We start from the raw sequence: 17792 nt of genomic DNA, 5'->3' as shown, positions 1-17792 counted from the left end.
GACCCCCGCAGACGGCCTCACGAACGGGCACTCCCCGCCACGTACCGCGCTCATTGCCCATCTCCGCCTCCCGCTCCCGGCGCTGCGGCGGGAGCGGCGGAGCGATCGAGGAGAACGGGCTCGCCGATGCCGAGCGCGGACAGCCGGTCCAGTTGCGTGGCGGCGTCGCCGACCACGAGCCAGATGAAACGCCCGCGGTCCAGGTGAGCGTCCGCGATTTCGCGGATCCGTTCGACCGTCATCTCCTGAACCACGCCCTCGCGCCGCAGCAGGTAGTCCGGCGGGAAGCCGTACGCGCTCATGTCGGCCAGGATGCCGAGCTTGTTCCCGAGCGTCTCGAACGCCCGCGCGTTGGTCTTGAGGAGGAAGCTCTTCGTGGCCGCAAGGTCCTCTTCGTCGAACTCGGGCCCGTAGCTGTCCAGCAGATCGCGGATGATCTCGAGCGATTCGTACGTCACGTTGGAGCGCACGGAGGATGAGATGAGGAAGGGACCCCGCAGATTCGTGCCCCGGAACCCGGAGCCGGCCCCGTAGGTGTAGCCCTTCCCCTCACGCAGGATCTGCGTGAGGTCCGACGCGAAGCCGCCTCCTCCGAGCCGGAAGTTCGCAATCTGGGCCGGCCAGAACTCCGGGTCCGTCTCGGCGAGCGCGAGGTACCCCACCTGAAGGACGGACTGGCTCGCGTTCGGTACATCGACGAAATAGAGTCCCGGCGCCGCGGCCTGGGCCTCCGGGGCGTCCGGCAACGCGGGCGCCTCGCCGCCCCAGCGGGCGCCGATCCCTTCCAGCGCCGCCAGAACTTCCCCCGGGGCCACCGCACCGGCGACGTGCACGGACGCCCGGCCCGGCGTCAGCACGCGCTCGTAGTACTCCCGCGCGTCATCGAGCGTCAGGGCTTCGACCCCCTCCACGCTACCGCGGGCGTTGCTGCCCAGGATGTGGTCTCCATAGAGGAGCCGAGTCATGACGTCACCCGCGATCGAGACGGGAGACGACGAGGCCTGACGCAGCTGGTTCCGAACGCGGTCGCGGGCGAGATCGAACTCCTCGGGGTCGAAGCGGGGCTCGAGGAGGATCTCCTCGACGAGCGCCATCATCTCCGGAAAGTTGCGGTTCAGACTCGACCCCCGGATGACGAAGCTCTCACGGCCCGATGAGACGGAGATCGAAGCGCCGAGGGCGTCGATCGCCTACTCCAGTTCCTCCGGCGTGCGGCTCGCGGTCCCCTCTGTCATGATCTGCGCGAGGAGGTTCGCCGCGCCGACGCGGGCCGGATCTTCGAGCAGGAGCCCGCCGGCCAGCCGCAGTTCGAACTGGACCAGCGGGGTCTCCCGGTCTTCGATCCCCTTCACGGAGACCCCGTTGGTCAGTGACTCCGTGAACACGGTCGGTGCCGAGAGGCTGGGGGGCGGCCCGAACCCGGGCTCCACCGAGCGGTCGATCTCCGATGGGGTGCGCGGAATATCGCTCCGGTCGTCGATCGCGACCGGCGCCTCGGCGCCGAGAACGATGGGTTCCTCCACCACCGTGGCTCGGACCGAGCCCTCGAGCGCCAGCTCCGGCCGTCCGCGCGGGACGAAGCTGCTCGCGATGGAAGGCCGACCCGCGAGATACGTCTCGTACACGCGCAGGACATCAGCCTCCGTCACCGCGAGAATGCGTTCGATATCCTCCGCGACATATCCGGGATCGCCCGCGAAGATGTTGTACTGGGCGAGCTGGAACGCCTTGCCCAGCACGCTGGAGAGCCCGCCGTAGAAGGAGGTCTCGTACCCCGCCTTCACGCGCTCCAGATCCGCGGCCGGCACGCCCTCCTCCTCGAAGCGCGCGAAGGCCTGGTCCACCCCCGCGTGCACCGCATCGAGGTCGGTATCGCGGAAGGCGCGGATCGTGAGCCGCATCTGGCCGGCGAGTTCCTGATGGAAGGCGAACATGTTCGCCGAGGGCGCGAGCTTCTCCTCTTCCACGATCACCTCGTAGAAGGGCGCGGTCTTCCCGTCCGTCAGGAGCGTGGCGAGCAGCGAGAGCGGGTAGGCGTCCGGGTGATAGAGAGGGACGGTGGGCCACGCGAGCGTGAGCTGCGGAAGCTGCGCGAAGTTGTCTTCGTGCACGAACCGCTCCGCATCCTCCAGCGTGACGTCGGGGAGCGGCGCGCGGTCCGGCATGGGTCGCGACGGGATCTCGCCGAAGTAGCGCTCGATCCATTCCTTCGTCCGCGCTACATCGATGTCGCCGGCGACGACGAGGGTGGCGTTGTTCGGCCCGTACCACTTCGAGTGGAAGTCCTTCGTGTCGGCGAGCGTCGCGCCGTCGAGATCCTCCAGCGAGCCGATGACCTGCCACCGGTACGGGTGTCCCTCGGGATACATTGCTTGGTCGAGGACGAAGCTCGAGTGGCCGTAGGGGCGGTTGTCGACCGACTGGCGCTTCTCGTTCTTGACGACCTGCTTTTCCTTCGCGACGACGTCCTCGGTCACGGTGTTGATGAAGAAGCCGAGCTTGTCCGCCTCCGCCCACAGCGCCTTCTCGAGCGCGTCGCTCGGCACGACCTCGAAGTAGTTCGTTCGGTCGCGGCTCGTGGATCCGTTCGTCGAGCTTCCCACGCGCGTCATGAGACGGTCGAGGCCGCCGGGGCCGAGGTTCTCGGAATCGAGGAAGAAGAGGTGCTCGAAGAGATGCGCGAAGCCGGTCTTGCCGGGGACCTCACGTGACGAGCCGACGTGGAAGGTCATCGCGACGGCGGCGATCGGATCGGAGCGATCCACGTGCAGGACCACGTCGAGCCCGTTGGGCAGTTCGTACTTCTCGTAGTCGATCGTAAAGCCGCCGCCACCGGTGGAGCAGGCGGCGAGGACCGTGGCGAAGCCGAGGGCGACGAACCGGAAGCGGCGGATCTGACGGGGATTGGACATGAGCGATGCCTCTATTCGAGTAGGCCGTCAAATCGACGCGTTGCGTGCCGGGGACGCCAGACGCCGCGTCTCCGGCGGCGGCCCCTCCGCTCTATTCGCTGTCTTCGCTGTCTGTGGGTACCGGGTGCCGGTCCCCTTCCCCCTCGGCGCCGTCGCGCTCCACGACGATGGAGCAGTTCGTGACGAGCGCTGCGATGGCGCCGATCGCCGCCCAGGCGGGCAGCATCAGCGTGCCCACGACACCGATGGAGAGCGGCACCTCGATGAGTTCCTTGCCGTCCTCGTTCCGGATCGTGAGACGGCGAACATTCCCCTCGCGGATGATCTCCTTGATCTTCCGGACGAGGTTCTCGCCCGGCACTCTGTGTTCTTCGGCCATGTCATCTCCCTTGCGGCGAACGCGCGAGTTTGCTTGATGTTGGATCTCCGCTCGAATCCGGCAGGGCTATTGCCGCGAGCTGTCCAGACCGTACGCTCGGAATCCTGCGCGGGTTTTGCGGCGCGCGGAAACCCCTTTCCCGAGGAACGTCATGAAACGCAATCGAATGAAACTCGGCGCTCTCCTGCTCGCCCTCGGCCTCGCGGCCTGCGGGGAGGCGGCGGACGAGGCGGGAACTTCCGGAGGGGCGGAGACGCTCCCGGAGGGGGCGGAGGCGATCTCCCTTCTCGGCGAACCTCTCTATCCGTCTCCCGCCCCGGCGGAGGTGGCGGCGCAGCAGGCGCGCGACATCGAGGTCGCCCGGGCGGACTACGACGCAGACCCGGATGACGCCGACGCGATCATCTGGCTCGGCCGGCGCGTCGGGTACACGGGGGCCTTCCGTCACGCGATCGAGATCTTCTCGGAGGGGATCGAGAAGCACCCGGGCGATGCCCGCATGTACCGCCACCGGGGGCACCGGTGGATCAGCGTGCGCGAGTTCGACCGGGCGATCGAGGACCTTTCGCACGCGGCCGACCTGGTCCGGGGCGAGGAGGATGAGGTGGAGCCGGACGGCCAGCCCAACGAGCGGGGGATCCCCACGAGCACGCTTCAGTCGAACATCCACTACCACCTCGCGCTGGCCCGCTACCTGAAGGGCGACTTTGAGGGCGCGCTGCCGTCCTACGAGGCGTACCTGGCGGTGACGACGAACCCCGACCAGCTCGTGGCGATCTCGCACTGGTGGTACATGGCGCTCCGTCGGCTCGGCCGCGACGCCGAGGCGGCAACGGTCCTCGAACCGGTGACGGCCGATCTCGATGTGATCGAGAACACCAGCTATCACCGGCTTCTCCTCATGTACAAGGGGGAGCTCACGGCCGACGAACTGTGGGACCCCGAGAGCGGGGACCCGGCGGGCGTGGCGGTCGCGTACGGGGTCGCGACCTGGCACCTCTACAACGGCCGCGAGGCGCAGGCGGCGGAGATGTACCGACGCATTCTCGAAGGTTCGGGCTGGGCGGGCTTCGGTTATATCGCGTCCGAAGCCGACATCGCCCGCCTCGAGGGCGGCGCGTAGCGGACGCGGGCCGCCGGGGAAACTTTCTCCCGGATTCCAACGTTTCGGTGGGGCGACGCGTCCCATCCCCTGACTGGGGGGGTGGGGCCCAGGCGAACCCTCGTGGGTGGGCCCGCGGGTTCGGGGCTGTGAATTCAGGAACGTAACCGTGAGATCTTCCGTGTTTTCCATAGATTGCGCCGTGCCGCCGCGACGGTGGCCGACGCTCCTTCTGTTCATGGCGCCCGCGGGTCCCTTGGCGGCCCAGGATGCGCTGATCGGCGGGGAAACCCACGCGCGCTCCGCGGCGGCGCCGGCGCTTCCGGCCGTTCGGGCGGCCGAGTTGCCCCGGATCGACGGGCGCCTCGACGACGATGCCTGGAGCGAAGCGCCGGTCGCGCGCGATTTCGTCCAGTTCCGGCCGGACCCGGGGCGGCCCGCGAGCGAGCGCACCGAAGTGCGCGTCCTCTACACCGACGACGCGGTCTACATCGGCGCTCGCATGTTCGACGACGACCCCGGCGGGATCATCCGCAGGCTCGCCAGACGCGACGAGGAAGTGACGACGGACGCCTTCCACGTCGCGATCGACAGCTATTTCGACCACCGCACGGCTTTCCGTTTTTCGGTCAGCGTGGCAGGGGTCCAAAGCGATGGGCTTCTCTTCTCCGACACCGAGGAAGACTCGGAATGGGATGCGGTGTGGGAGAGCGCCACCCGAACGGACGCGTCGGGCTGGACCGCGGAACTGCGGATCCCGTTCTCTCAACTCAGGTTCACGGCATCCGCGCGGGATGGCGGCTCGAGCACATGGGGCATCAACTTCCGGCGGGAGATCGCCCGCCTCGAAGAGTCGAGCGTGTGGTCGCCCCTGCCGGAGGACGGTTCGCGCGTCGTGTCCGCATTCGGGACGCTGCGGAACCTCGAAGACATCAGACCGCGCCGTAACCTCGAGATCCGTCCCTACGTCCTTTCGTCCGCCGCGCGCGCACCCGGAACGGCGGACGATCCCTTCTATTCCGCGACCGCCCTGCGGCAGACGGTGGGCGGCGACCTGAAGTACGGGATCACGGACAACCTGACGCTGAACCTCACGGTGAACCCCGACTTCGGGCAGGTCGAGGCGGACCCGTCGGTCGTGAACCTCACGGCGTTCGAGACGTTCTTTCCCGAGAAACGCCCCTTCTTCCAGGAGGGCGCCGACATCTTCGACTTCGCGATCGGCGCGCCGGACGATGAGAACAACGAGTCGCTCTTCTACAGCCGGCGGGTCGGACGTGCGCCACAGGGATTCGTCACGGACCCGTCGGACTATCAGCAGGTGCCTGAAGCGACGCGGATCCTCGGCGCGGCGAAGCTGTCGGGGAAGACGGCGGGCGGGTGGTCGGTCGGTCTCCTCAACGCGCTCACTTCGAGCGAGATGGCGCGCTTCTCTACCCCGGGCGGGGCGCTGAGCGAGCAACTGGTGGAGCCGGTCACGAACTACGCCGTCGGGCGGGTAATCCGGGACTTTCGCGACGGGGAGAGCGCGGTCGGACTCATCGCCACCGCCACGAACCGGCGCCTGGACGCCGGGGGAGCGCTCGCCTTCCTGGCGGACGAGGCGTACACGGGAGGGATCGACTTCCGCCACCGTTTCGGGAACGGCAACTACGAGATCAACGGCCACGTGATCGGGAGCACGGTGAGCGGGAGCGCGGAGGCGATCGAGCGCATCCAGCGCTCGTCGGTACGCTACCTGCAGCGCCCGGACTCCGAGCACGTCGGCCTGGACCCGACCCGCACGCGGCTCTCGGGCAGCACCTCGACCATCAGCTTCTCCAAGATCGGAGGCGGGAACTGGCGCTTCGGACTGTTCGGCGAGAACCGGTCACCCGGCTTCGAGTCCAACGATCTCGGCTTCCAGCAGAACGCGGACTACCGCGTGGGCGCGGCCTGGGTGAGCTACCAGCAGTTCCGGCCCCAGGGGCCGTTTCGGAACTGGGGGGTGAACGCGGCGACGTGGTCCGGCTGGACGTTCGGCGGCGAACGGCAGTTCACGGGCGGTAACGTGAACGGGAACTTCCAGTTCAAGAACTTCTGGAACGGCTTCGCCGGATTCAACCAGGAGTGGGCGGGCCTCGCCACGACGGCCCTGCGCGGAGGCCCGGCCCTCCATCAGCCGAGCCAGTGGAACAGCTTCGGCGGCGTGTTCACGGACTCCCGGAAGCCCGTGCGGCTGGGAGCCATCTTCAACGCCGGCGGGGAGTACAGCACCTCGACGCTCCGCTTGGGAGTCTCGCCCAACGTCATGCTTCAGGCGTCGAGCCGTCTCCAGTTCAACATCGGCCCGAGCCTGCAGTGGAACGAACGGGCCTGGCAGTACGTCTCACAGCCCCGGTCCTCCACGGGAACGCACTATGTGTTTGCACGCCTGAGCCAGCAGACGATCTCCATCACGACCCGGCTGAACTACACGTTCAGTCCGGACCTTTCCCTGCAATTTTACGGGCAGCCCTTCGTAAGCGCCGGTAGCTACGACCGCTTCATGGAGGTCGACGCCCCGCGAGCTTCAGCCTTCGCGGACCGGTTCCGGAGGTACGGGGAGAACGAGATCAGGCGTCTCGAGGCGAACGGCTTCGGACTCTACCAGGTCGACGCCAATCGAGACGGGACCGCGGACTTCGGCTTCGGCGACCCCGACTTCAACGTGAAGTCGTTCCGGTCCAACCTGGTCCTGCGCTGGCAGTATCGGCCCGGGTCGACCGTGTTCCTCGTCTGGAGCCGCGACCAGCAATCGTTTCGTAACGATGGCTCGTTCCGCCTGGGCGAAGACCTGACGGACATCGCGCGGATTCCCTCCACCAATATCTTCCTCATAAAGTTCGAGCACTGGCTCGGGCTCTAGCCCGGCTCGTGGCGAGACCCCGCGTCGCACGGAGAGCGGTGAGAAGCGGTGACCAGTTCCATCTTTCTGGCGTTGGCGGTGATCGTGGCGGTGGCCGGCTGGAGAGCGCGGCACCGGCTGCGCCGTCAGACCCGTAGCGGCGTGACGGACGAGATCGTCCAACGCATCGAGACGGTGGGCCGCGTGGACGCGGAGGACGTGGAACCGGTGGATCTCGAACTGGCGAGGGCCGAGGAGGACGAATTCTGGGCCCAGACGTGGGACAAGCCCGAAGAGGACTGGTAAGAGGACTGGCAGGCATTCGATGACGAAGACGAACACGGCGCTGGGCTCCGGCGTGATCCCCTTTGGGCTGGCGGCGGCGATGGTGCTGTCGCCGGCTGGGGTCCGCGTGGCGGCGGCGCAGGACGTGCCGCGGGTTTCGTTCGGGCCGGCGGTTGCGGCCTTCGAGGACGGTCTGGGCTCCATGCGCGGTGTACGCGAACTCGAGGATGGGCGCGTGCTCATAGCGGACGGCTTCGGCGCCGCGGTCATCGTGTGGACGCCCGCGGCCGGCGCGGACACACTGACGAACACGGGCCAGGGACCGGAGGAGTATCGGACGCCGGACGGTCTTTTCCCGCTTCCGGACGGCGGGACGCTTCTCGTCGATCTCGGCAACGCGCGGCTCACGCGCATCGAAGCGGACCTCGGCTTCAGCGAGACGTGGCCCATCGCCCAGGGCGCGCCGAATACCGGGATGACGATGATGATTCCGGTCGGGACAGACCGCGAAGGCGGCATCTACTTCCAGCAGCGACTCGACGGGATGGCGGGGACTTCGGATTCGGCGGCCGTGGCGCGCTTCGATCCGGCCACCGGCGAGATTTCCGAAGCCGGCCGGGTCCGGCTCGCGGCGCAGAAGCGGACGGAATCAGGGGACGCGAACAACCGCAGCGTGAGCATCCGGCCCGTGCCGTTCTCCGACCAGGACTCGTGGAACGTGGCCTGGGACGGGCGGGTGGCGATCGCCCGCGCGGATGACTACCGGCTTGAGTGGATGGGCCCGGCCGGCAGCGTCACGCGCGGGCCCGAGATCCCGTACGAACCGGTGCGGGTGGGCCGCGCCGACCAGGATGAGTGGCTCGAAGGCCTCGGCGGAGGATTGCGCGTCGAGATGACGGACGACGGGGGCGGGATGCGGATGTCCATGAGCCGTGCGTCTTCGGGTGCGGGCGATGCGGACCCCTCCGACTTCGAGTGGCCCGACGTGAAGCCGGTCATCCCGGCCGCGGCGGTCGAGATCGATGCGGAAGGCCGGGCGTGGGTCCGGCGTCATGTCCGAGCCGGGGAGGTGCACCTGTACGATGTGTTCGATGCACGCGGACAGCGGATCGCCCAAGTGGAGCTGCCGGAGGACCGGCGTCTCGTCGCCTTCGGAGCTGAGAGCGCCTACCTGGTCCGGAGCGACGAATTCGATTTCGCCTGGCTCGAGCGGTATTCGATGCCGGCGCTGCCCGGGGCGCGCTGACCCCGAACGCCCGCAATGGTGCCGCGACTCAGCGCGGACGGCGTCTGATCAGGTCCGGGTCCGGCGGTAGCAGCGTCGCTTCGTCCGTCGGAACGAAGTCCGCGGAGCCGGTGAGAGGAATCGGTGCCACCCATACCTCGGTGTCCGGCTGGAAGGCGGCCCACGCGAACCAGAAGGCGTGGTACGCCTCGGCGTGAGCCTCGAGCTGTTCGCCGTCGAGCGGTCCGGCCACCGCCTCGCCCCCGAAGTTCCACACGCTCCCCGTCTCCACGTCCTGCCGGCGACCGTCGACGACCTCGAACGTGAGCGGCCGGCCGTTGACTCGCGCGTGGTAGATCCGCGCACTCTGAGCGATGGAGTTCCAGAACGCGACCACAGGTTCTCCACCGGCACGGGCACTCGCAGCCCACACGGTGAAGTTCTGCCCTTCCTGGTCCCGCGCGGCAACTTCCCTCAAATCCGAGATGGCGAACGCGACGCCGCCGGTGCCCGACGGGACTCCGACCATGCGTTCCTTGGGCCGTCGGCGCAGGTCGATCGGGGTCGACGTCGGATAGAAGAGCGAAGCGTTGTCCGGGTCCCGGTAGTTCCCGTACGGGTAGAGCGTGTAGAGAAAGTCGTGCCCCGTTGCGCGGGTCGCGATCCAGGTGTCCTGGAAGATCTGGAGCCAGGCCCCGTACAACAACAACTCGTACGGTACGCGCTTCAGCCTGCTGCCGTCATTGGGGCCACAGGTGGCCGAGCGCGTCAACTGCGGGTAGAGCGTCCCGGAACCATCGTCCATCACGAGGTTGTTGTCGAGGACGTAGTTGGACACCTCGAAGTCGGGCGTCTCCGTCGCTGCGGGATCGAAGACGCGGACGGACCCGGTGAGCGGCGAGTAGGTGATGGTGAGCCGTTCTCCCGGCGTATCCGGGTCGGCGAGGTCGGTGTCGGCCTGCAGGTTCAGAACCTCGTGGTACCAGAGGAGCTTCAGAGGTATGGCGAGGGGCTGGTCGTTGAACTGGAGCCCGATCACGAGATCGCCACGATTGACGTAACCGACCTGGGGGGCGATGAGCCGCGTGGCGACATCCGGATTCGTGAGCGCAGGGATGCTCGAACGCTCGGAGCCGGCATCCGTGAAGTTCCTGAGCGGCAGCGAGCAATCCGAGAACGGGGGCGGCGGGCCAAAGCTCTCTCCGGTGCATGCGGCGAGACCCACCGCTTGCAGCACCAGGCCGATTCGGGCCGCGCGAGTCAGCGAGCCGACCGGCCGAGAGATGTCGCACCTGACTGGACTCATCCGGCGCCTCGCACCTGTGATCCTCCGTCACCGTCCGACGCGAGAGTGCCCGACGGTTCTTCAGACGGAAGAGCCGGCGAAGCCGCTAGATGAACAAGGCCTCGTTCTCGGAATCGACCCCCTGGATGTCGGCCTTCTGCGTCCGCACGTCCTTCTGGCCCACCTGACGCTGCCCGACGACGATCATCGCGATGCTCGCGACGAGCGCCAGCGCGATCCTCAGCTTCTTCATGGCGTCCCCCCTCCTCCATCGTCCCCGCACCTAACGCCGCACCTAACGCCCGATTCCGACACAGACCGCTCCCACAGTATAAGGCTTCCCAACTAATTAACGAACTCTCGGACCCATTGGTGACGCGCGCGGGCCCCTGGGTGACACCCGCGGCGGGGGTGTTGGCCGCGATGAGCCACCGGTTGAGGGTGTCACGGGTCAGCGCGAGGTCGATCGTCCGCAGGAGCCCGCCCTGCGCATCATGTGCCTCGAGGCTTACGATGTCGGCGCGCAGCCGAATATCCACCCGCACGGAGTCCCGGCGGGGTACGGTGTCGAGCACGACGCTCGCGGCTCCGGCTGCGGCGAAGACGTAAGCGTCGATGTCGAGCGCGTTTACGATGAGCAACCGGTATTGGCGGGGCGGACCGTCGCCGGGGAGCGGAGCGACCGGCACGGCGTCGTCCTGCGGCAGGGAATCCGACAGAACCCCGGACGACTCGGAGGTGTCGTCGGGCGGGGCGCACGACGCCGTCAGCCACACAAGCGCGCACAGCGTGCGACCCGGTCGGAGAGGTCGTCCCCTCAGCGGGCCACCCTCCCCCACTCCGCAACCTCGTGGATCGCACCGTCGTCCAACGCCCTGCAGGTCAGCGCCCGTCTTACCTCCTCCGCCTGCTGTGCGGCTGTCCACTCCAGCTCCGGGGCCATGACTTCGGCGACGCGCCGCGCCGCATCCGGCGTTCCGGAGCGCGTCTCGAGACCCACCCGCATCCGCCGGAAGAGAACGTCCTCGACGTGAAGGGCCATCTCGCTCCGTGCCGAATACACCGCTTCGGCCAGAAGGTGCGGCCTCTCCTCGACGACTCTCTCACCGAGCTGCGGGTTGCGCTCGATGAGGTCGAGCACCCGGCTCGCCCTCGTCCCGTAGGCGCGCGTGAGGCGATCGGCCGAGGCGGGGTCGAGCCCGTGGCCGCGGGCCCGCGCCCGGATGCGGCGGCGGAGTCCATCGAGATCCCGGAACCGGGCACCGGGGAGCGGGACCTTGTCCGTGTCCACCTTCCGAAGCGCCTTCACGCCGGCCGGCGCGAGGAACGCCTGCACACGATCCACCGTTTCCTCGGCCATGCGCCGGTGAGAGGTCAGTTTTCCGCCGCTGAGGGTGAAGACGCCGGGGGGATTCTGATGCACCTCGAACTCCCGCGAGACGGCGCCCTCGTCCGCACCATCCGCGGGTGGCGCGACGAGGGGCCGCAACCCGGCCCAGGCGCTGATCACATCTTCCGGGCCCAGCTTCGACGCGGGGAGCAGGCGATTAGTGGCTTCGAGCAGGTAGGTGATGTCCCCGGGCGTGGCGGCGACCTCGTGCGGCCGGCCGTCGAAGAACTCGTCCGTGGTCCCGATGAGGGTCAGGTCCTCCCGCCATGGCAGGATGAACATCACGCGGCCGTCCTGCGGCGCCTCGAATATCAGAGCGCCGGAGTGGCCCACTCGCCCTCGCGCCACGTGGATATGTGTCCCCCGCGAGGGCCGGAGGCGCACGGCGGAGGCCGCCCCCTCTTCCAAGCCGGGCGCGCCGGGGCCCGCGGCGACGCGGTCGAGCAACTGTTCGGCCCATGCGCCGGTGGCGTTGACGATCGCGAGGGCGTCGACGCTCACTTCCCGGCCACTCTCCACATCTCTCACTAGCGTGCGGTGGCCCGGCCAGTCCGAAGCGTCGATGCGGACGACCTCGGCACGGTTGACCACCGTCGCATCCGCCTCGAGCGCCGCCACGATGGTCGTGACGACGAGCCGCGCGTCGTCGACCTGGGCGTCGAAGTAGCGTGCGCCGCCGAGGAGCCCGTCGGCGCGCAGCCCCGGTTCACGGGCGAGCATGGCCTCGGTATCGAGCATCTGGTGGCGTTCGATGTTCCGGAACAGCGAGAGCGCGTCGTAGAGCCACATCCCCGCGTCCAGCTTCCTCCGGCCGATGCGGCCGTCCCGGAAGATGGGAAAGTGGAACTCCAGCGGGCGCACGAGGTGGGTCGCGATCCGGAGCAGGGTCCGCCGCTCCCGGCTCGCCTCGAACACGAGGTCGAACTCGAAGTGTTCCAGGTAGCGCAGGCCGCCATGGACGAGGCGGGAGGAACGGCTGCTCGTACCCGACGAAAAATCCGCGGCCTCGACGAGAGCGGTGCGAAAGCCGCGGCGGGCCGCGTCGCGCGCGACGGCCGCGCCCGAGATACCACCCCCGATGACGAGGATGTCGAAGGCGGTCTCCGCGAGGCTCCGGAACTGCTCGCCGCGCCGCGGAGCCGTCACGGGCCTGGCAGCCCGTGGTGCGTCACGGCTCGAGGACGAGTTTTCCGAAGACTCCGCCCGCCTCCAACTGCTCATGGGCCGCACGAGCCCGGCCCAGCGGCCACACGTCATCGACGATCGGGGTGAGGGTGCCGTCCAGCACGAGTCCCATTACGGCCTCGAACTCGGTGCGCGTCCCCATCGTGGTCCCCATGATCGATGTCTGGCTCCAGAACAGGCGCGCGATGTTGAGCGCGCCCTGCGGCCCGGTCGTCGCCCCGTACACGACCATTCGTCCCCCGCGCGCCAAAGCGCGAACGCAGCCCTCCCACGTCGCCGCCCCCACGCTGTCGAGCACGAGATCGACGCCGCGCTTCCCCGTCTCCGCCCACACGCGGCGCGAGAAATCCTCCTCGAGACGGTCGATGACGAGGTCCGCCCCCAGCGCCTCGACGCGCCGCGCGTTCCCGGGTCCGCTTGTGACCGCGAACACACGCGCGCCGTGGTGTTTCGCGATCTGGATCGCGGCGGTGGAGACGCCGCCCGATGCCCCCGTGACGAGGACCGTCTCTCCCGGCGCCAGACGCCCCCGCGAGAGAAGGCCGCGCCACGCCGTCTGGTATACGAGCGGCGCGACGGCCGCGGTCGCGAACGGGAACCCGTCCGGGAGCCGCACCAGGTTGCGCGCCGGGACCGCGACCTTCTCCGCGAAACCGCCCGGTACGTGTTCGCCGAGGATGCGGTAGGAGGTGCAGAGGGGGTGCTCGCCACGGGCACACCACTCGCAGCCGTCGTGGGCGCACCACAGGCCCGGGTTCACCGTGACCCGGTCGCCCGGCGCCCAGTCCTCCACCTCATCCCCCAGCACCGTGATTTCGCCCGCCACATCGGACCCTCCGATGTGCGGCATCTTCAGCGTGAGCCCGGGCAGTCCGCGCCGCGTCCACAGGTCGAGGTGGTTGAGTCCCGCCGCGTGCACGCGGATCAGCACTTCGCCCGGACCCGCCGTCGGCTCGGGCAGGTCGCCGACCCGGATGACGTCGGGGCCGCCGTGTCGTTCGAAGTAAGCCGCTTTCATAGGGCGCCAAACCTATGGGCGTGCCGCGGTGCGTGCAGGAGCCGCCGGCCCCATCCCGGCCGGGCGGGAAAGTTGAGAACGGGTCTCAACGAGGCTTGATAAGGGGTCCTGCGCCGCGTACGTTGTCCCGCCGATAACTGTTGTCGGTTCAGCTTGAATTGATCGCTGTATTTCCAGGCCGGCGCCCCTGGGTGACCGGCCTTTTGCAACGCAAGAGGACACGAATGTCAGAACCGCTTCTGTCGATACGCGGACTCCGGGCGAGGGTCGAAGGCGAGGACGGGGAGATCCTCCGCGGCGTCGATCTGGATGTCGAGCGCGGCGAGGTGCATGCGCTGATGGGACCCAACGGCTCGGGAAAGAGCACGCTCGCCAAGGTCATCGCCGGCCACCCCGCCTACGAGGTGACGGCCGGCGAGATCCTGTTCGAGGGGGAGGATGTCCTCGAACTCGAGCCGGATGAGCGGAGCCGCGCGGGGATCTTTCTCGCCTTCCAGTATCCGGCCGAGATCCCGGGCGTGTCGATCGCCAATTTCCTGCGCACCGCCGTGAACGCGCGGCTGGGTGAGGGCGAGGAAATGGACGTGTTCGGGTTCCAGCGCACGCTCATGGAGAAGATGGAGATGCTGAAGATGGATCCGGGCTTCGCCACCCGGTATGTGAACGACGGCTTCTCCGGCGGCGAGAAGAAGCGGAACGAGATCCTGCAGATGGCCGTGCTTCGGCCGGCGCTCGGGGTCCTGGACGAGACGGACAGCGGACTCGATATCGACGCGCTCAAGGTCGTGGCCAACGGCGTGAACCGCCTCGCCGAAGCCGACGAGGCGCTCGGGGTCCTGCTCATCACGCACTACAAGCGGATCCTGAACTATATCCAGCCGGATCGAGTACACGTGATGATGGCGGGCCGCATCGCCGAGAGCGGCGGCGCCTCGCTCGCCGACAAGCTGGAGGCCGAGGGCTACGACTGGCTCCACCGGGCGGTGGCGGCGGTCTGACGCTTTAGCCTCGGCTGTATCCGAGACGGTAAAGGAAGGAAGAGACATGCCCCAGAACGAGACGATCACCGGACTCGGACTCGACGAATACAAGTACGGATTCGTCACGGAGGACAAGCCCGTCTTCAAGGCCGTCCCCGGCCTCTCCAGCGACATCGTCCGACAGATCTCGCATCACAAGGAAGAGCCGGAGTGGATGCTCGAGTTCCGACTCAAGGCGCTCGACGTCTATTACTCCAAGCCCATGCCGAAGTGGGGCGGGGATCTGTCGAGGCTCGAGGACACGCTCGACGAGATCTATTTCTATCTCAAGCCGCAGGATCAGATGGAGCGGTCCTGGGACGACGTCCCGCAGGAGATCAAGGACACGTTCGAGAAGCTCGGGATTCCCGAAGCGGAGCGTAAGGCGCTCGCCGGGGTCGGGGCGCAGTACGAGTCCGAGATGGTTTACCACTCGCTGAAGGAGCAGTGGGAGGAGCAGGGCGTGATCTTCGAGTCGATCGAGGACGGGCTCGCAAAGCACCCCGAACTGTTCCGGCAGTACTTCTCGACCATCGTCCCCACGCACGACAACAAGTTCGCGGCGCTGAACTCCGCGGTCTGGTCCGGCGGATCGTTCGTCTACATCCCGAAAGGGGTGAAAGTAGAAATTCCGCTCCAGGCCTACTTCCGGGTGAACGCCGAGAAGATGGGCCAGTTCGAGCGCACCCTCATCATCTGCGAAGAGGGGGCCGAAGCCCACTACATCGAGGGCTGTACGGCGCCGGTCTACTCGACCGACTCCTTCCACTCCGGTGTGATCGAGATCGTGGTCAAGAAGGGCGCGCGCTTCCGGTACACGACGATCCAGAACTGGTCGAACAACATGTACAACCTCGTCACGCAGCGGGCGCTCGTGCACGAGGAGGCCAAGATGGAATGGCTCGACGGGAATCTGGGCTCGAAGCTCACGATGAAGTATCCGTCGTGCTACCTCGTCGGAGAGCGGGCGCACGGCGAGATCCTCTCCATCGCGTACGCTGGTGACGGACAGCACCAGGACACGGGCGGGAAGGTGATCCACGCCGCCCCCAACACGACGTCGCAGATCACGTCGAAGTCGATCTCGAGGGGGCTCGGGCGCTCATCGTACCGTGGGCTGTGCAAGGTGTACGACGGCGCCGTGGGCGCGAAGTCCAACGTCGAGTGCGACGCCCTGCTGCTCGACGAGCAGTCCCGCACGGATACCTACCCCTACATCGAGATCGATGAGAACACGGCGTCGATCGGGCACGAGGCCACCGTCTCCAAGGTCGGCGACGAACAGCTCTTCTATCTGATGAGCCGCGGCCTCGACGAGGCGGAGGCGATGGCGATGATCGTGCGCGGCTTCATCGAGCCGGTGGCCAAGGAGTTGCCGCTCGAGTACGCGATCGAGCTGAACCGGCTGATCGAACTGGAGATGGAAGGGTCGGTCGGATAGCCAACCGCAGTCCCAGCCACAGACCACGAGGAATCTTCCTGATATGAGTACGCTGACGGCCGGGCCGGCGGAGTCGACGCTGGCCGCGACGGATTTTGATACGCTTTCCGGCGAGCTGACGGAGCCGGAAACGCTCGCGGGCGCTCGCGCCGCCGCATGGGAACGGTTCACAGCCCTTCCCTGGCCGACGAAGAAGTCGGAAGAGTGGCGTTACACCGACCTCACGAAGATCGGCTTCGAGGCGCTCACGCCGGTGGTCCCGACGCCCGCCGCGGTGGAAGCGCTGCCGGCGGACGTACGCGAGGTGCTCGGCCATTCCGGGGAACGCGCCGGCGTCGTCGTGCTGCGGGACGGACGGATCGCGCACCTCGAACTCGAACCCGAGGTGGCGCGGACCGGCGTCGTCCTGTGCTCGATCCGGGACGCCGCGGCCCGGCATCCGGAGTTGCTGCGGAGCGCGCTGTTCGAGGCGCAGCCGGGACCGGCCGAGGAGAAGCTGTGGGCGCTGCACCTCGCCATCCTGGGCGGGGGCTATTTCCTGCACGTGCCGCGCGGGGTGCAGATGCCGGCGCCCATCCATGCGTTTCACATCGTCGAGCGGGCGGGGACGCTGTCCTCGGCGCACTCGTTCGTGTACGGCGAGTCGGGGGCGCGGGCGGCGGTCATCGACGAGTTCCTCTCCGACGACCTCGATGCGGAGACGGTCTCGCTTCACGGCGCGACGATCACGGGCGAGGGCGGCGCCGGCATCGAGTACGTCGCGCTGCAGCGCTTCGGCCGGGGCGTGAAGCGGTTCTCGACGCAGCACGTGACTGCGGGCCGTGACTCGCGCGTCGTGACCTTCAACGTCGCGCTGGGGGGTGACCTTTCGCGGGCGGACGTCACGAGCCGTCTCGACGGCCCGGGGAGCGACAGCGAGATGCTCGCGCTGTGGTTCGGCGATTCCAACCAGCACTTCGACCACCACACGCTGCAGCATCACGCGGCCCCGCACGCGCACAGCGACCTTCTGTTCAAGGGCGCGTTGACGGACGCGGGTTCGAGCGTCTTCCGAGGGCTGATCCGGGTCGACAAGGGAGCCCAGCTCACCGACGCCTATCAGACGAACCGCAACCTGCTCCTGAGCGCGGGCTCCCACGCCTCGGCGCTTCCCAATCTGGAGATCGAGGCCGACGATGTGCGCTGCTCGCACGGAGCGACGATCGGACAGGTGGAGGACGGACAACTCTTCTATCTGATGAGCCGCGGCCTCACGCGGCGGCAGGCCGAGCGCCTGCTCGTGTTCGGGTTCTTCGATGAGGTGCTGGGACGCCTCCCCATGGAGGGCGTGCGGGCACGCGTACGCGAAGCGATCGAGGAGAAGATCGGGCTATGAGCCGATTCGTCACGGTGGCCAGAGTCGACGACGTACCGGAGAACGGGACGTGCGGCGTGATGGCCGGAGATCTGGCGATCGCACTCATCCGGAGCGGAGGGGAGATCTACGCGCTCGAGGACTGCTGCTCGCACGAGGAGTTCCCGCTCTCCGATGGCGAGGTCGAGGCGGGGGAAGTCACCTGTCTCCTGCACGGGGCGCGCTTCGATCTCGCGACCGGCGCGCCGCGGGCGCTACCCGCGGTCATGCCCGTCCGGCGCTTCGACGTACGGATCGACGGGGACGACATCCAGGTCGACCTCGACTGAGC

15 protein-coding genes are annotated in these 17792 nt (G+C 67.9%); 8 read left to right on the top strand and 7 right to left on the bottom strand.

What is annotated here, in order from left to right; all coding sequences use genetic code 11:
* Positions 1–50: 50 nt before the first annotated feature.
* From ACOOGH_RS14000 to ACOOGH_RS13990, 3 genes are all read right to left on the bottom strand, one after another.
* Entirely contained in the window at positions 51–1187 is a 1137-nt protein-coding gene (locus tag ACOOGH_RS14000) for a M16 family metallopeptidase (RefSeq protein ID WP_420450136.1), read from the bottom strand.
* 3 nt (positions 1188–1190) lie between these two features.
* Positions 1191–2912 carry an insulinase family protein gene (locus ACOOGH_RS13995; RefSeq protein ID WP_420449501.1) on the bottom strand — a complete coding sequence of 574 codons (1722 nt, stop codon included), beginning with the start codon at positions 2910–2912 and terminating at the stop codon, positions 1191–1193.
* Between the two features lie 91 nt (positions 2913–3003).
* The gene (locus ACOOGH_RS13990; RefSeq protein WP_420449500.1) at positions 3004–3291 is read right to left on the bottom strand and encodes a DUF4342 domain-containing protein; all 288 of its coding nucleotides are present in this window, start codon (positions 3289–3291) and stop codon (positions 3004–3006) included.
* Between the two features lie 151 nt (positions 3292–3442).
* Between ACOOGH_RS13990 and ACOOGH_RS13985 the strand changes: the two genes are divergently transcribed.
* From ACOOGH_RS13985 to ACOOGH_RS13970, 4 genes are all read left to right on the top strand, one after another.
* A complete protein-coding gene (locus tag ACOOGH_RS13985; protein ID WP_420449499.1) occupies positions 3443–4414 on the top strand; it encodes a hypothetical protein in 972 nt (323 codons plus the stop codon).
* A gap of 160 nt (positions 4415–4574) precedes the next feature.
* Positions 4575–7280: a DUF5916 domain-containing protein gene (locus ACOOGH_RS13980; RefSeq protein WP_420449498.1), complete on the top strand. Its 2706-nt coding sequence runs from the start codon at positions 4575–4577 to the stop codon at positions 7278–7280.
* A gap of 48 nt (positions 7281–7328) precedes the next feature.
* A complete protein-coding gene (locus ACOOGH_RS13975) occupies positions 7329–7565 on the top strand; it encodes a hypothetical protein (RefSeq protein WP_420449497.1) in 237 nt (78 codons plus the stop codon).
* A gap of 19 nt (positions 7566–7584) precedes the next feature.
* Positions 7585–8790, top strand: a complete 1206-nt coding sequence (locus ACOOGH_RS13970) for a hypothetical protein (protein WP_420449496.1) — start codon at positions 7585–7587, stop codon at positions 8788–8790.
* A gap of 28 nt (positions 8791–8818) precedes the next feature.
* On the opposite strand, the gene ACOOGH_RS13965 is transcribed toward ACOOGH_RS13970, so the two are convergent.
* The 4 genes from ACOOGH_RS13965 to ACOOGH_RS13950 all read right to left on the bottom strand — a co-directional run bounded on the left by ACOOGH_RS13965 (position 8819) and on the right by ACOOGH_RS13950 (position 13647).
* Positions 8819–10075 (bottom strand): DUF3179 domain-containing (seleno)protein, encoded by a 1257-nt coding sequence (locus ACOOGH_RS13965; protein ID WP_420449495.1) that lies wholly within the window; start codon positions 10073–10075, stop codon positions 8819–8821.
* 85 nt (positions 10076–10160) lie between these two features.
* Positions 10161–10307 (bottom strand): hypothetical protein, encoded by a 147-nt coding sequence (locus ACOOGH_RS13960; protein WP_420449494.1) that lies wholly within the window; start codon positions 10305–10307, stop codon positions 10161–10163.
* A gap of 564 nt (positions 10308–10871) precedes the next feature.
* A complete protein-coding gene (gene glpD, locus ACOOGH_RS13955; protein WP_420449493.1) occupies positions 10872–12590 on the bottom strand; it encodes a glycerol-3-phosphate dehydrogenase in 1719 nt (572 codons plus the stop codon).
* Between the two features lie 22 nt (positions 12591–12612).
* Positions 12613–13647: a zinc-binding dehydrogenase gene (locus tag ACOOGH_RS13950; RefSeq protein WP_420449492.1), complete on the bottom strand. Its 1035-nt coding sequence runs from the start codon at positions 13645–13647 to the stop codon at positions 12613–12615.
* A gap of 224 nt (positions 13648–13871) precedes the next feature.
* Between ACOOGH_RS13950 and sufC the strand changes: the two genes are divergently transcribed.
* From sufC to ACOOGH_RS13930, 4 genes are read left to right on the top strand one after another with little or no spacing between them, the layout of a single operon-like run.
* On the top strand, positions 13872–14645 hold the full coding sequence (gene sufC, locus ACOOGH_RS13945) for a Fe-S cluster assembly ATPase SufC (protein WP_420449491.1): 774 nt from the start codon (positions 13872–13874) through the stop codon (positions 14643–14645).
* A 46-nt stretch (positions 14646–14691) separates the two neighbouring features.
* Positions 14692–16107, top strand: coding sequence for a Fe-S cluster assembly protein SufB (sufB, locus tag ACOOGH_RS13940; RefSeq protein ID WP_420449490.1), 1416 nt, complete (start codon positions 14692–14694; stop codon positions 16105–16107).
* A 43-nt stretch (positions 16108–16150) separates the two neighbouring features.
* Entirely contained in the window at positions 16151–17482 is a 1332-nt protein-coding gene (sufD, locus tag ACOOGH_RS13935) for a Fe-S cluster assembly protein SufD (protein WP_420449489.1), read from the top strand.
* Positions 17479–17790 (top strand): Rieske (2Fe-2S) protein, encoded by a 312-nt coding sequence (locus tag ACOOGH_RS13930; protein ID WP_420449488.1) that lies wholly within the window; start codon positions 17479–17481, stop codon positions 17788–17790. Before sufD ends, ACOOGH_RS13930 begins: the two co-directional genes overlap by 4 nt.
* Positions 17791–17792 lie beyond the last annotated feature (2 nt).

The sequence above is a fragment of the Candidatus Palauibacter sp. genome, assembly GCF_965213655.1.
In the GTDB taxonomy this organism is placed as follows: domain Bacteria; phylum Gemmatimonadota; class Gemmatimonadetes; order Palauibacterales; family Palauibacteraceae; genus Palauibacter.
The sequence above is the reverse complement of the archived record's forward strand: the minus strand, read 5'-3'. Positions and strand labels throughout refer to the sequence as shown.